Origin of the sequence: Exiguobacterium sp. s91, assembly GCF_018618915.1 — a bacterium.
GTDB lineage: Bacteria > Bacillota > Bacilli > Exiguobacteriales > Exiguobacteriaceae > Exiguobacterium_A > Exiguobacterium_A abrahamii.
On sequence record NZ_JACSMZ010000001.1, the window covers coordinates 1,540,762 to 1,554,533 of the forward strand.

General features: G+C 47.9%; 17 protein-coding genes and 1 other annotated feature. Of the genes, 7 read left to right on the forward strand and 10 right to left on the reverse strand.

The window, feature by feature from the left end; translation table 11 throughout:
• Positions 1–16: 16 nt before the first annotated feature.
• Both KNQ06_RS08055 and KNQ06_RS08060 read right to left on the reverse strand, forming a co-directional pair.
• Positions 17–427, reverse strand: a complete 411-nt coding sequence (locus tag KNQ06_RS08055; protein ID WP_215147886.1) for a hypothetical protein — start codon at positions 425–427, stop codon at positions 17–19.
• 31 nt (positions 428–458) lie between these two features.
• On the reverse strand, positions 459–1,145 hold the full coding sequence (locus tag KNQ06_RS08060; RefSeq protein ID WP_215147888.1) for a glyoxalase: 687 nt from the start codon (positions 1,143–1,145) through the stop codon (positions 459–461).
• Between the two features lie 132 nt (positions 1,146–1,277).
• Here KNQ06_RS08060 and KNQ06_RS08065 point away from each other — a divergent pair, with 132 nt between their 5' ends.
• Entirely contained in the window at positions 1,278–1,934 is a 657-nt protein-coding gene (locus KNQ06_RS08065; RefSeq protein WP_215147890.1) for a carbon-nitrogen hydrolase family protein, read from the forward strand.
• A 58-nt stretch (positions 1,935–1,992) separates the two neighbouring features.
• On the forward strand, positions 1,993–2,244 hold the full coding sequence (locus KNQ06_RS08070; RefSeq protein ID WP_215147892.1) for a hypothetical protein: 252 nt from the start codon (positions 1,993–1,995) through the stop codon (positions 2,242–2,244).
• On the opposite strand, the gene KNQ06_RS17000 is transcribed toward KNQ06_RS08070, so the two are convergent.
• Genes KNQ06_RS17000 through ileS form a run of 3 tightly spaced genes read right to left on the reverse strand, consistent with a single transcriptional unit; the run spans position 2,223 to position 6,295 of the window.
• The gene (locus KNQ06_RS17000) at positions 2,223–2,699 is read right to left on the reverse strand and encodes a GNAT family N-acetyltransferase (RefSeq protein ID WP_215147894.1); all 477 of its coding nucleotides are present in this window, start codon (positions 2,697–2,699) and stop codon (positions 2,223–2,225) included. The two genes, KNQ06_RS08070 and KNQ06_RS17000, sit on opposite strands and share 22 nt — an antisense overlap.
• A 16-nt stretch (positions 2,700–2,715) precedes the next feature.
• Complete coding sequence (locus tag KNQ06_RS08080; protein ID WP_215147895.1) at positions 2,716–3,201, reverse strand: SMI1/KNR4 family protein; 486 nt, start codon at positions 3,199–3,201, stop codon at positions 2,716–2,718.
• A gap of 10 nt (positions 3,202–3,211) precedes the next feature.
• Complete coding sequence (ileS, locus tag KNQ06_RS08085) at positions 3,212–6,295, reverse strand: isoleucine--tRNA ligase (protein WP_215147896.1); 3,084 nt, start codon at positions 6,293–6,295, stop codon at positions 3,212–3,214.
• A gap of 56 nt (positions 6,296–6,351) precedes the next feature.
• Positions 6,352–6,597: a binding site (T-box leader), on the reverse strand.
• Between the two features lie 84 nt (positions 6,598–6,681).
• On the opposite strand from ileS, the gene KNQ06_RS08090 reads away from it, so the two are divergent.
• The gene (locus tag KNQ06_RS08090) at positions 6,682–7,230 is read left to right on the forward strand and encodes a GNAT family N-acetyltransferase (protein WP_215147897.1); all 549 of its coding nucleotides are present in this window, start codon (positions 6,682–6,684) and stop codon (positions 7,228–7,230) included.
• Positions 7,231–7,234: 4 nt separating this feature from the next.
• Here KNQ06_RS08090 and KNQ06_RS08095 read toward each other — a convergent pair whose 3' ends face one another.
• From KNQ06_RS08095 to KNQ06_RS08110, 4 genes are all read right to left on the reverse strand, one after another.
• Positions 7,235–7,765 (reverse strand): hypothetical protein, encoded by a 531-nt coding sequence (locus KNQ06_RS08095; protein ID WP_215147898.1) that lies wholly within the window; start codon positions 7,763–7,765, stop codon positions 7,235–7,237.
• Between the two features lie 6 nt (positions 7,766–7,771).
• Positions 7,772–8,155, reverse strand: coding sequence for a DUF2178 domain-containing protein (locus tag KNQ06_RS08100; RefSeq protein WP_215147899.1), 384 nt, complete (start codon positions 8,153–8,155; stop codon positions 7,772–7,774).
• The gene (locus KNQ06_RS08105) at positions 8,148–8,357 is read right to left on the reverse strand and encodes a helix-turn-helix transcriptional regulator (RefSeq protein ID WP_215147900.1); all 210 of its coding nucleotides are present in this window, start codon (positions 8,355–8,357) and stop codon (positions 8,148–8,150) included. The genes KNQ06_RS08100 and KNQ06_RS08105 overlap by 8 nt, the downstream gene beginning before the upstream one ends.
• A 137-nt stretch (positions 8,358–8,494) precedes the next feature.
• Positions 8,495–8,719 (reverse strand): DUF2188 domain-containing protein, encoded by a 225-nt coding sequence (locus tag KNQ06_RS08110; RefSeq protein ID WP_029341445.1) that lies wholly within the window; start codon positions 8,717–8,719, stop codon positions 8,495–8,497.
• Positions 8,720–8,865: 146 nt separating this feature from the next.
• Here KNQ06_RS08110 and KNQ06_RS17005 point away from each other — a divergent pair, with 146 nt between their 5' ends.
• The 3 genes from KNQ06_RS17005 (at position 8,866) to solA (ending at position 12,769) form a co-directional block, all read left to right on the forward strand.
• Entirely contained in the window at positions 8,866–9,336 is a 471-nt protein-coding gene (locus KNQ06_RS17005; RefSeq protein ID WP_133208171.1) for a DUF2975 domain-containing protein, read from the forward strand.
• Between the two features lie 483 nt (positions 9,337–9,819).
• Positions 9,820–11,565 carry a methyl-accepting chemotaxis protein gene (locus tag KNQ06_RS08120; protein ID WP_353049192.1) on the forward strand — a complete coding sequence of 582 codons (1,746 nt, stop codon included), beginning with the start codon at positions 9,820–9,822 and terminating at the stop codon, positions 11,563–11,565.
• 70 nt (positions 11,566–11,635) lie between these two features.
• On the forward strand, positions 11,636–12,769 hold the full coding sequence (gene solA / locus KNQ06_RS08125) for an N-methyl-L-tryptophan oxidase (RefSeq protein ID WP_214769570.1): 1,134 nt from the start codon (positions 11,636–11,638) through the stop codon (positions 12,767–12,769).
• 62 nt (positions 12,770–12,831) lie between these two features.
• Here solA and KNQ06_RS08130 read toward each other — a convergent pair whose 3' ends face one another.
• Complete coding sequence (locus tag KNQ06_RS08130; RefSeq protein ID WP_231681812.1) at positions 12,832–13,080, reverse strand: hypothetical protein; 249 nt, start codon at positions 13,078–13,080, stop codon at positions 12,832–12,834.
• A 149-nt stretch (positions 13,081–13,229) separates the two neighbouring features.
• Between KNQ06_RS08130 and KNQ06_RS08135 the strand changes: the two genes are divergently transcribed.
• On the forward strand, positions 13,230–13,748 hold the full coding sequence (locus KNQ06_RS08135; RefSeq protein WP_214804666.1) for a transcriptional regulator: 519 nt from the start codon (positions 13,230–13,232) through the stop codon (positions 13,746–13,748).
• Positions 13,749–13,772 lie beyond the last annotated feature (24 nt).

Consider the following 13,772-nt stretch of genomic DNA (forward strand, 5'->3'; position numbering starts at 1 on the left):
TTCAGTCCTTTTCCATTTAAATCACTTTCGTTCGGACGCGCATCCGTTTGAGTCCCGTCAATAGAAGACATAACAAGATGATGCCCGAAACGAACAGTACGTACGTATGAATCGTAAAGAGGGAACGGAAATCGATTACGGCAACATTCTGTTGCACCTCAATCCAACTACTAAGTATGATTCCACTGATTGCAAGTAAGATGAGTACGCCGACCTGTCGACGTGTCAACGTAACATACGTCAAAACGCGCATGCCTTCACGGATCACGAACGGTAGGAGAACGAGGAGTGCTGCGACCGGTAAGATGACCGGGTCACCGCCTTGCTGAATCGGCATTGACCGGGTCAAATAGCCAAACAGAAAAAAGAAACCACATACGAACAACAATAATCCGAACGCGATACTCGCATTCACCGCTTTGTTCATCTTACTTCCCTCACTTTTTTAGAATAATGAATTATGAAGAAACGGTACTCTGATGCCATACACCCGCTGCGTCCATCCGAACCCGATGTCTGCCGTCGAGTTCCATCTCGATCGAACTGATCTTCGCCGTCTTCGGTGAGAACAACCATGTCCGTCCTTCCGGGACGAGCAAGATATGCGTTCCATCCGCGACCGGTCCGAGGAAGTTGAGTGACGCGCCATTGAGCGGACGTTCCCGTCGTTCGAGAACGCCAATCTCCGCTAACTGCTCACCGACTTCAAGCACATCTTTCACCGTCAGACTCATCTCACCGATTCCGAGGATGTCGGATACATCAAACGTCAGTTCCGCTTTAGATGGATTGATTTGATGCCGCGCGATCAGTTCCAAGACGTTCTCATCCGGGTCATAAAAGTAACAGGAATGCGAATCCGTGAAGTCAAAATAAATCTCATCCTGTCCGTCTTCGATCAAGAGTGGTGTCCGTTCTACGAGCCACGCTTTTCCTTGTTGGAAGACATTTTCCGGAATGTTGAACGCCATATGGTATTGCGTATCAACATCGTCCGTCTGTTGATATGTCAGCTGATCGGTACCGATTTGCATCGTAAACGAGTCGTTCGTTTCCGAAACGAGCGGGAATCCAATCTGGTTTATGTAAAAAGCCTTCATTGCCTGTAGATGGCGTGTCACAAGAATGGTTTTTGAAATGTTCATGCTGATGACCTTCCTTCATTTGCAGTAAAATTTATCAAAAAGCGATATGCTTTATTTTACCACTAATGGTAAAATCATAACGAGTATAAAGTCTGATTTTTCAGATATATTCATGCCTGAGAGGATGTTTTGATGAAATTATTAATCGCTCAACCAAAACGCGAGACCGGACTCGAACAATTCGAACGTGAAATCGCCGCTTATCCTGAAGTCGATCTGATTGTCTACCCGGAAGGCTATTGTACGGTCGCAGAACTCGAACGCGTGCAACATCTTGCTAAACAGTTCAAAACAGCAATCGTTCTCGGTTACAAAGATGAAGCGAATCTCGATCGCGCTGTCATCATCGATGCGACCGGGACGATTCTGCTTGATCGCTCCAAAACTCCAGAAGCTGGACCGCTTTTTACACCATCAACAGCAAACGACGGGTCGTTCCGCTATGGATACGTCCTCTGTCGCGAAATCTTCTTAGGAAACGACGGACTACGCGAGGAATCCGGACTTGATCTCATCTTCAACCCGATTGGCGTCGGCATGTTCAGCGAGGAACAGTACGTTGAGTGGTCCGGTGAAGCGCGCATCATCAGTCAGGCGCAACAAGCGCTCATAATCGGAACAAGTCATGCCGATGGTTCGTACCGCAACTGTGGTTTTTCGATTCCGATTGCCTTCATCTATGACGAGACCGGTGAGCCGTTGCTGTTGTCTCATAACGATACGCGGACACGTCTGTTTGATACGGTCACGCGCCACGTCGAAGTCGTCGGTACACCATCCTTATCGTAAACGAACACACGCTTCTTCCGGTCAGAAGAAGCGTGCCATTCCTTCAGGAGGTGCTCTTATGTCTCAAACAAGTCGTGCGTCATTCTTTTGGAAACGATACTTCTATGTCTTCTTTCCTTTGTTCATCTTCGGCGTTAGTCACGAATCATACCTGGTCGATAATCCGTTAGCTAACCTTGAGGACATCGGCGAGTTCGTCTTCTTCTTTTGCCTTTATCTGTTTAATTTTGCCGTTCTTGCCGCTCTTTTGACGAATCTGTGGTGGTTTTTCCTTCCGACAAAACCCGCTCATTCCGAAACCGATTTTTGATAGGAAACGAGTGTCGCCCGTTCGTTGAGTGGTTGACTGACACCGGTCAATCGATAGCCCATCTTCTCATAGAAATAACAGTTACGTGTCTCTTCACGAATCGTCCGCAGTTCCCATGTCGTTGCAGTCGGATAAGCTGATTCAACGAGCTGTAATGCGCGTTGGGCGATCCCTTCACCTTGACGGGCTGGATCTAAGAACATCGGACTGATCGCGTAGCGACTCGGTGCTTTCGCAACGACACAAATCCCGCCGACGACGACATCGTCGACGATGATTTGATGAAACGTACTACTTGGATGCGTGATCCGGTGAATGACACGATCGATCGATTCGTTCGCCGGATTCGTTGCAAAATCCTGATACCGCTCGAGCGTCTCTGAAAACGCTTCGAGTTGAAGCGTGTGAAGCTTCGGAGCGTCTGTAAGAGACGCTACCTTTAATTGAATGTCCACTGAACCTCTTCCTCTCTTACCGGAACCATTCCCAAAATTGCGTGCCTTGCGCGACGATCAAGTAGTCGAGCCATCGCTCGAAGCCAAACGGCATTGTGTCTTCTTCCCATTCCTCGAAATTAAGAAATTCCCCACTCCAGATCCGATTTCCTGCCGGGCGATTCATCTCGTAGACGATCCACTCCCCGTCTGGTCCTGCGCCGATCGCTAAGAAGTTTTCGGGACATTCCCAAATCTCGCTATACGTCAGGCAATCCTCGATCGAAAAGAGTTCGAATCCATCGTTGTAGGATAACGTTTCGTGCTGAAACAGCTTCGCCCCGTTATGTTGACGCAAGAACGCCTGATAGTCGTCTGCCGTCCACGCAGGTAACAGCGCGAGCTGTTCGTCCGTCGCCCCTCGGTTAAAGATGAAACGTTCTCGGGCAACATATCCTTCTTCTTTTTGGACCTCTAACAAACCGTCGACGAGTCGACCTTTTAATGTTTCTAATGCAATCATGCTCTTCTCCTTAACAATATTCTTTCGTTGGTGTGAACGAGACACCGACATCGCGTTTGCCTAGCTGAACATCCCCTGCTCCCTGTAGCGGTTCAGTTCGCACGGAGGATAAGGCAAGGTGTTTGAATAACAAAGGCTCAAACGTCTCGACGATCGGTTGGAACGTCATATCGACCGACAAGACGAGATCGATTCGAGCGTCCCGCGATAACGCTTGTGCCTTTCGTTCCGACTGGATATAGCGGACGAGCTCCCGCATCCAGCGTTCCTGCTCCAGTGCTTCCGTGATCCGCGTATCGAGCGTCACGGTGAGTCCACCATTCGTCGCAGCAGCAAAACCCGTCTTGACGATTGGTTCGACGATGACGTCCGCTTGACGCACCTCGACTTCATCGCCTGATGTGGTCCGGTAGATTAATCTTCCTGTCTCAAGCAAGTCGGAAGTCTCCTGTGCAGACAATTGTTGTAGCCATTGGTGGATCGCGTTCGCTTGCTGTGCGAATTTCGCTCCGGCTGCGCGGAAGTTCAGTTTAAGACGGAACCGTGTCGTCGCTTGCGTCGTCGGAACGATTTGGACGTCTTTTACATTCAGTTCCTCTTGGATGATTGCCGTATAGTCCGACCACGAAAAGGTTTCACTCGATTGGACGCCTAAGCTAGCAAGCGGTTGTTTGACTTTTAAAGCGTGCGTATTACGTACTTGTCGTCCTAACTCGACGACAGAGACAACCTGTGCCATTTCGTATTCCAGATCAGGTCGGAGCATCGATTGATCGGCAACCGGATAATCCGCTACATGTACGCTCATTCCTGTTAATCGCTGATAGACATCATCAGCAAGGTACGGCGTGAACGGAGCGAGTAGTCGTGCCGTCGTCGAAAGTGCGAAGTGAAGCGTCTTGTACGCGGCTTGTTTCTCTTGCGACCAGTCAGCTTGCCAGAAACGTTCCCGAGAACGGCGGATGTACCAGTTACTGATCTCATCGACGAGTTGCGCAAGACTCCGTGCTGCTTGAGTCAATTGATAATCGTCCATCGCATCCGTCACGTCTTGCGTCGTCTGATGGACACGCGAGAGCAACCATTCGTCGAGACGCGTCCGTTTTTGCGGACGTGAGCCATCAAATCCGTCTAGCTTGGCATACGTCAGATAAAACTGAACGGCATGATCCAGCGTATCGACTAGTTTTGATTTTGCTTCTTGGACGATCCGCTCAGCAAACCGTTTCGCACTCCACGGACTGCTGTCGACGAGTAGCGCCCAGCGCAGGCTATCAGCACCATATGCTTCGATTAACGCCACCGGATCGAGGGCATTCCCACGACTCTTCGACATCTTCTGCCCGTTCTCATCAAGGACGTGACCGAGTGCGAGGACACGCTTATAGGCAGGCTGTCCCGTGAAGAGTGTCGAGATCGCTTGCAAGCTGTAGAACCAGCCCCGCGTCTGATCAATGCCTTCGATGACGACATCGGCTGGATACCGGTTAAGCGTCTGCGTCCGTGACGGATAATGCTGTTGCGCGAACGGCATCGCTCCGCTATCAAACCAGACATCGATGACTTCTGGTGTCCGGTGCATCACTCCCTGACACGTCGGACACGAGACCGATAACGCATCGACGTATGGTTTATGCAACTCGACGGATTCCGTCGCTGTCGTCGTCCGGTGCAACAAGTCAGCCTTGTTTTTTGGAACGAACGTCGTGTCACACGCTTCACACTCCCAGACGTTCAGTGGTGTGCCCCAGTAGCGATTACGACTGATGTTCCAGTCGACGAGTTGCTCAAGAAACTTCCCGAACCGCCCTTCCTTGACGTGGTCGGGATACCACGTCACAGACGCATTGTTCGCAAGGAGTTGTTCCTTGACGGCCGTCGTCTCGATGAACCAGTTGTCTTGTGCGTAATAGAGCAGTGGCGAGTCACATCGCCAACAATGCGGATAACTGTGCGTATAGCGTTTTTTCGCAAACAAGCGTCCCCGTTCAGCGAGCAGCTGGATGATCGCGACGTCTGACTCTTTGACGAATCGACCAACGAGTGGTGGAACGGCGTCCGTGTAACACCCAGCAGCATCGACGACATTAACGAATGACAGTCCGTTTTCCCGGATGACCCGGTAATCCTCTTCCCCATACGCTGGAGCAAGATGGACAAGTCCGGTTCCACTCGTCGCTTGGACAAAGGACGCCCCGACGACCGTGTGACCATTCTCCGGCGTCACGAAATCAAACGGTGGTTCATAACGCAAGCCAACGAGTTCCGCACCGAGCTGTTCGGATACGACCTCGACGGATTCTGAGAACAGTTCAGCGACTAACGCTTTTGCGACAATGAATCGCTCTCCTTCAAACGCTACCGTGACGTACGTCAATTCCGGATGAACCGCCACCGCGACGTTTGCCGGTAACGTCCAAGGTGTCGTCGTCCACGCAAGCAGAAATGTCTGCTCCATGTCGACGATCGGAAGTTTGACCGTCGCCGATAAGTCCGTTACGTCCTGATAACCTTGCGCGACTTCATGGGAACTGAGTGACGTCTGACAGCTCGGACAATACGGTGATACACGATGTCCTTTCGTCAACCAGCCTTTGTCATGGATCGTCCCAAGGATATGCCAGACGCTCTCGATATACTCGTCCTCCATCGTCACGTAAGGATCATCCATGTCGACCCAGTAGCCGAGTTTTTCCGTGAAGGCACGCCACTGTGTTTCATAGGAGAAGACACTTTCCTTACAGCGTGCGATGAATGCTTCGACACCATAGTCTTCGATCGCTTGTTTGCCGGAGATGCCGAGTTGTTTCTCGACCCCGAGTTCGACCGGTAGTCCATGTGTATCCCAGCCGGCTTTTCGTTCGACCCGGAATCCTTGCATCGTCTTATAGCGGGCGACGGTATCCTTGACGGTTCGTCCGAGTGCATGACCGACGTGGGGTAAGCCGTTCGCGGTCGGCGGTCCTTCGTAGAATACGAAATCCGCTTCCGTGCGTTGCTCGATCGATCGTGCGAAGACCTGATCTTGTTTCCATCTGTTTCGAAGACGCGCTTCGCGTTGTTGTACGGTTTCTGCTTGGTTTTGTGACGTCATCTCTTGTTCGCTCCTTTGTCGGTAACTAAGAGAATACAAAAAAGTCCGCCCCCTTTGACAGGGACGGACTTCACCGCGATACCACCCATATTCCGTCGAGAATGGTTATTCTCGACAGCACTTAGTTGCACACTATCATGTGCATTCCATGTAACGGTGGACACCCGGTCACGCTTACTGAATGGTTCAGCGTGACTTCTCAGAGAGGATCTTCATGATTGATCTGGCTACCGGTTCTCAGCAATCCCGGTTTTCTGTAAGGCAGAGGGACAATCATTACTCTTTCTCGTCAACGAAATGATATGCTCTTGTTGTGGAGAATCTTACCATATGACTTAAAGACTTCACAACATCTTTTTACATTTTATTGCAAAGGAGTTTTTTGAATGTTACATACTTTCCCAACGCTTAAAACAGACCGTCTCGTCTTACGCGAAGTGTTACCCGAAGATGCTACGAGTGTCCTCGCCTATTTATCAGACGAACAAGTCGTCAAACAGATGGGACTCGACGCCTTTCAATCGGAAACAGACGCGCTCGAAGAGATTGATTGGTACGCTTCGATTCGTCGCGATGGCACGGGCATCCGGTTCGGGATCACGTTACAAGAAGACGATGTCATCATCGGCAGTTGCGGTTTCTTGAATCAGTCGGCACGCCATCAGCGGGCAGAACTTGGGTTTGAGTTGAGCCCTGCCTATCAGGGACAAGGCATCGCGAAGGAAGCAGCGCTTGCAGTCATCACATATGGGTTTGAGGAGCTCTCTTTAAATCGTATTGAAGCACTCGTCTTACCAGAGAATTCCGCTTCACAACGATTGCTTGAACGGCTTGGTTTTCAACGCGAAGGGTTGCTTCGTCAATATGAGAAAACACGTGGTCAATTCGATGATTTGTATATGTACTCGATCTTACGGAGTGATTGGTCTGTCTAAAATCTCACTTCAGGTTCTTCGACTCTAAGTCTTTGATCCGTCGGTAGACTTCTTCTACTTCTGATTGCGCAAACCAGGCATCGGGATGCTTTTCAAACATCAACAAATTGATATACCATTCGATGTTATCAGGATCTAATTCTACTGCTTTTTTTGCATGGAACAAAGCGATTACGCAAGCTCCCTCGAGATGGCAAAGTGGATGTAACATTAATGAAGACGTCAAATCATGTATCTCGCTTGATTCATGCTGTTGGAGTAAATAATTCATAAAGGCATATATTGTGAGATGAAACGTATCAAACCCTGCACTCAGGACCATGTTGGATTGCTCTTCTTTTGTTAACTCTAAAAATAGTTTCGCTGCTTTCTCGAAATCCATCTCGGCAATATGTTTCCTTAATCGGTACTCTAATTCCGTCACGGTGATTCCCTTCCTCCATAAAAAATCGCTGTTAATTGGCACTTGCACTATTACACGAGTCGTCTCTCCCAGTAATGTATCTAACATCCGTTGCAGAAGATCGACTGCCATTCCTTTTCATCGATAGAATCGTGCCTTTAGGAATTCAATGATCGGCAACAGTGTCAGTCCGATCGCGAACAAGACGATCAATAACAGATTCGCTGATTCATGTAAAAAGTAATCGAGACAGATGAATCCAAAAATCAGGACAATCAGGATTTTGTAGCTAACGAGGCCGCTTTCCGTCGTAATCTTTTTGCCGAGTTCATCTTCTGGCACAGGACGCTCGTCTTCTCCTGATCGTGCCCACGTAAAATACGAGAAGAACATGATCAACAAAATCGCCAATTGAACAATCGAGAAGAACGTTACGTTGTTTTCGATGATCATACTAATGATGGTAAGACTCGCCACTATCACGAGCGTTACTAAAAATAAGCCCGTTTTTTTCTTAGACATCCCATTCCTCCTGTTCTGAAATGAACAGATGATCGACTTGTGTATGCAAGACTTTGGCGATATTAAACGCTAATTGTAAAGTCGGATCATACTTGTTGTTTTCAATCGCATTAATCGTCTGCCGACTGACCTGACAACGATCAGCCAGTTCTTGTTGCGATAATTTTGCCGCTAGACGTCGCTCCTTGATGTGGTTTCTCATGTTCATTCCTCCACGACGTGTCAAATTCTTTTTACATCTCTACTGTAATGAACTTCCATCATCATGTCAAAAACTTTTGACATAAAAATCATTAAAAAGACACGCTCTCATGATCAGAACGTGTCGTATATGATGGCTCAACCTCGTGGTGGAAATGGATCATGTCCGTAGGAATCTTTTTCCCGAATCTGCCCTTCTTTGTTATGAATGACGAGCTCTGTCTTCTGACTTTTCGCAATGCGACGCCCTTCTGCAATCGCTTCTTTCTGTGTAGCGAATCGTTTGGTTGCTCGAGTCGCACCGGCAGCTTTCACTTGATAGCCACCTTTTGGATGCGGCGTGACATGTTGCTCTCGTTTCATCACGTGACCTCCATTTCCTTAATCTATTTCATCTTCATGACACTATTTTAAAGTGCGGTTGCCTCTTCACTTGAATTTTCTACTTGCCTCTCGGGGGATGCAGTATACTAAAAGAAACGTTTGTTGCCTCGAAAGGAGTTGATATCGTGAATCATTTCGTCTGGCAAGTTCGGTTTTTACGTTTTATCGTCTTCGGTATCATCTTCAGTCTGTTCGGTTTAGCTGGTCTTGGTATCCCACTTGTCTGGCATGGTATCACGAAAAACTTGTTACTCGAGCGACCTGGCTACAGTGTTCTATTGACCGCATACCTTATCTTCATCCCGACTCTTTTGATTTTATTCCATGCGCTCCGCATCCTTCGATATATGTCGATGGCTCCTCCGGCTTTTCCGCTCATCACAGCTTCCATTCAATCGATGAAATTGTCTTTTTATATCGTCGCCATTTTAACGGCATGTCTCTTTCCCGTCTTTTTCTATATTGGTCAGATTGACGACGCGCCTGGTCTGATTATCATCGGAATCGGTTTGATTCTTGCTCCGTTGACAATCGGAACGCTACTTGCCTGTATCCAACAATTATTATTACGCTATGTGTTGCCTATGAAATCCTAACGTGAACGACCGAAAAACAAGTGCTCATGATTGTTTTTGTCATTCTAGCCGTTGCTTTTCCTACCTAAAACTTTGTTCAATCTCGCTCCTAAGAGCGGGATTTTTTAGTTCGCGTCACATTGATGGCTATCCTGATGTCCCTGTTTCAACAGAATCTTCGATTGGCAACGTAGACATGTCATCAATCGAAATGTGGTTTTTTTTGTGCTGACCGCGTGTCTTCGTAATTCATTTTCATATACATGTCTTGCCTTGATTCGATGATCGACTTCACTTTCCATCTCAATCCCTCTTCCCTCAACTTGTATTTTTTTCTATCTAATATGTGCCCTGAATCATTCTTAATAAATCCTTTTTTAAGAAAAAACGGTTTTTCTTACGACCTTTTATAAAAAAATCGTCAAAAGGTCCTGTTTAATATGTATTTTAACGACCGATAAATGAATTACAGATAGAAAATATGAGTTGAAAGGACGGTTGCATGTGAAAAACACAACCAAGAACCATTCCATCCGAACACGTCTTTTAGTAATGATTAGTTTGATTTTGATTGCCTTTTTTGTTTTTAGTAGTCTGGCCTTATACTTCAATACGAAACAAACTGCAGTCTCAACGCTGAAAGCGACCGCCGAAAAGGACGCGCTTCGCATCAGCAAAACATTCGACACAGTGGCTTATAGCGAATTCCTACAATCGCCTGTCGCGTCCGAGCAGTATGAAACCCTACGGAATCAACTTGATACCTTACGTAAACAAAACGGACTCTTGTATACATACACAGCACGCATCGACCAAAACAAGGTCCGTTTGCTGATTGACGGTCTTCCGAAGAAAGATGCCGCAAAGATTAATGAACCGGCGAGTGGCGCAAAAGTCGCTGATATGAAGGACGTATTAAATGGTGGAACACACGCAACGGACATCATTGATGATCCTGTATATGGACAGTATATGAGTGTCTACGTTCCGTTAAAGGATGCGTCTGGTCAAATCATCGGAATTCTTGGCGTCGACATCGCTGCGAAAGAAATCGATGCCCTCACAACAGAAATATTAAAACAAAATGCACCGATTTTCATTGGACTTTTACTTCTTCTGTTAACGATCACACTCGTCTTGCTCTACATCGTACTCGGTCGAAAATTACGTCCGCTCGAGACGTTACAGAAAGTCGCTGCCTTGATTGCCGAGGGACGACTGGATCAGGCAAAACAGACGTTGACCGATTTGACGATTGCTTCGAGAGACGAAATCTATGCGCTTGCGATCTCGATTCGTGATATGAACGAGATGTTACGGACGATGATCGTTGATATCAAACAGACAGCCACTCTCGTCTCGACAACGAGTCAATCGATTGATCAAAGTACATCAGAAGTACTCGACGGTTCCGAACAAATCGCTCATACGATGTCGGAAATCGCGACCGGAACAGAAAGTCAGACGCAAGTCACGCTTTCGTTGAATGACGAGATGAATCGGTTCGCAGCATTGATCGAGACGACGAATCAGTCTGGTGTCGAAATTCAAGGAACGACGGAGCAGATGGCAACACTGACACGAGTCGGACGGGATCAAATGTTCGCTTCCGTCGAACAGATGCGCCACATTCATCAGCACGTCACGCAGTCTGCTGAACAGATTGATTTACTGAAACAGCAATCATCGGATATCCAAACGCTCGTCGGTATCATCCGCGGTATCTCCGAGCAGACGAATCTACTCGCCCTTAATGCCGCGATTGAAGCGGCACGAGCTGGTGAACAAGGAAAAGGATTCGCTGTCGTTGCGACCGAGGTCAAGAATCTCTCAAGCCACGTCGCTAGCAGTGTCAGTGAGATCGCAACAATCGTCACGTCGATTGAAGCCAGTGCGCAGCAGATGCAACATAGCTTCAAGACGACGGTCGAAGCAACAGCAGCCGGTGAACAGATCGTTCTCGATACAGATACGACGTTCGAACGGTTGACGGATCAAGTCACGCACGTCTCAACGGCAACACAGCAGATGACCCAACAGATGGAAGACGTCTTGCAGGCAGAACGGTTCATTCGTAATGCCTTGACGGAAATTGCTGCTGTCGCGGAAGAACACACGGCAAGTAACGAGGAAGTTGCCGCTTCATCTGAACAGATGATCGCGACGATCACGACGTTGCATACGCTCGTCGGCAATTTGAACGAGCGGACAGAACACTTAGAACAAGAAACCCGTCGATTCGAGATTTAATCTTTCATTTGTTCTTTTCTAGTTCTCACTCTATACTGGTGTGAACTTACATATGAAGGAGTCGAACCAGATGTCCCATTATGATGTCATCATCGTCGGTGCCGGATCCATGGGGATGGCAGCCGGCTACTATCTCTCACGAACCGATCAAAACATCTTACTACTAGACGCCCATAATCCGCCGCATGATCAGGCGAGCCATCACGGGGAGACTCGGATCATTCGCCATGCGTACGGTGAAGGAGAAGCTTATGTGCCACTGGCGTTAGCCGCGCAACGCTTATGGTACGAGTTGGAACAAATCAGCGGTCGAAATCTTTTTCTAAACACCGGAGTCTTGAACGCCGGTCACCGCTCGTCCCATGCGATGCAGACGATCATTAGGAGTGCAGCGCAATACAATCTACCGCTTGAGATTCTGACGGCTGAGGAAATGAGAACGCGCTGGTCCGGCTTAACGATGCCCGACGAGTATATCGGTTGTTTTGAACCGACGTCCGGTGTGTTGAAGTGCGAGGATTGTATTGAAGCGTATCGCGATCTTGCTGTCGCGAACGGCGTCGACATCCGGACGAATGCGAAAGTGACGACGCTTACTGCCCACGCCACTGGCGTTGACGTGACAGTCGGATCAGACACCTATTCGGCTGACGCGTTGATCGTCGCAGCCGGTGCCTGGTCTGGTCCGTTACTAGAACAGACTGGACTCTCCTTACCGCTACGCCCGGTCCGCAAGACGTTCGCCTGGTTCGAAGCAGCGGAAGAGGTATTTAACGACACGGTGTTCCCTGCCTTCGCCTTTGATACACCCGCCGGTTATTATTACGGTTTTCCAAGCATTGCTCAAACCGGCCTGAAAATCGGACGTCACGACGGTGGCATTCCCGTTGATCCAAATCAACCACGCCGTCCATTCGGTCAAGAGACGGGTGATCTGGCTGATTTACGACAGTTCACGAATACGTTCATGCCCTCGATCGATACTTTAACTCACGGCAAACCGTGTCTCTATACGATGACGCCAGACGAGGACTTCATCATCGATTTGCATCCGGACTATCCGCATATCGCAATCGCCGCCGGCTTCTCCGGTCACGGGTTCAAGTTCAGCAGCTTAGTCGGAAAAGTACTCAGTGAATTGATCATGCAACGATCGACGACTGAACCGATCGGACCTTTCGCGATTAAGCGTTTTGCGAAATAAGGCATATGAAACAATAAAGACCGGCAACGAAAATTCGTTGTCGGTCTTTTGATGTGCATATATTATTTTTGCTCTGTATTCGATAAGGCTTTCTGCTGCGCTTCCGTCGATTTCCACCAGCCGTTGATGAATAGGACGAGTCCGACGACTAAAGCAATGATTGGGAAGTACATCAAGTGATATTCTTCAAGTGCTTCGCCAGCAAATTCCGGTGATAATTCCACATATGCTCGGAACATCTGAACAAAGAAAAATAAGAAAAAGCTTGTAATGAGTGCATATGTACCATAGCGATAGTTTGAATCTTTCATAATAAACGCTCCTTTACCAATTAGTGTCATTATAGACTATTCCCTATTCACTTTTTATTTCCTCTTTTTTCATTATCATTTTTAAGAATGTTCCCAAAAGCATGATAAGATAGTTTTAGAATCGATTGAACGAAGGAGTGGAACACGTCGTGAACTTTAACTTATTCAAAAATCATGTCCGTTTTAAGATTGCACTCGAATTGATTGATCGCGAAGACGGCTTATCAATCATGCAACTGAATCAACGTTTAACGGATGTACCGCAGTCGACCTTATACCGGCAAGTCAATGCGATGATGGACGATCAGTTGTTGAAAATCGTCGCCGTCCAGCGCGTCGGAAAAGTCGAGGAAAAAATCTATGCCTTGAACACGAGCGGTTATCAAATCAGCGAAGCAGACTGGAACAGTGCGACGTACGATGAAAAAGTGAACTTCGTCTCGTTCTACTTCATGTATGTCTTGCAGCAGTACCAGACGTACTTCGAACAGACCGTTCAAACGCATGGTCAGGACCACTCGACGTTCTCGATCGCGAAATTGCACCTGACGGATGAAACCTTCAATGATTTTCAACAGGACATGCGGACACTGCTCGAAAAATATCATCACCTAGAGACAGAAGACCAGGCAACTGAACGGACCGTCTCACTCGTCATCTTGCCCTAAACACGCTCCGTTTCTAGAAGCGTA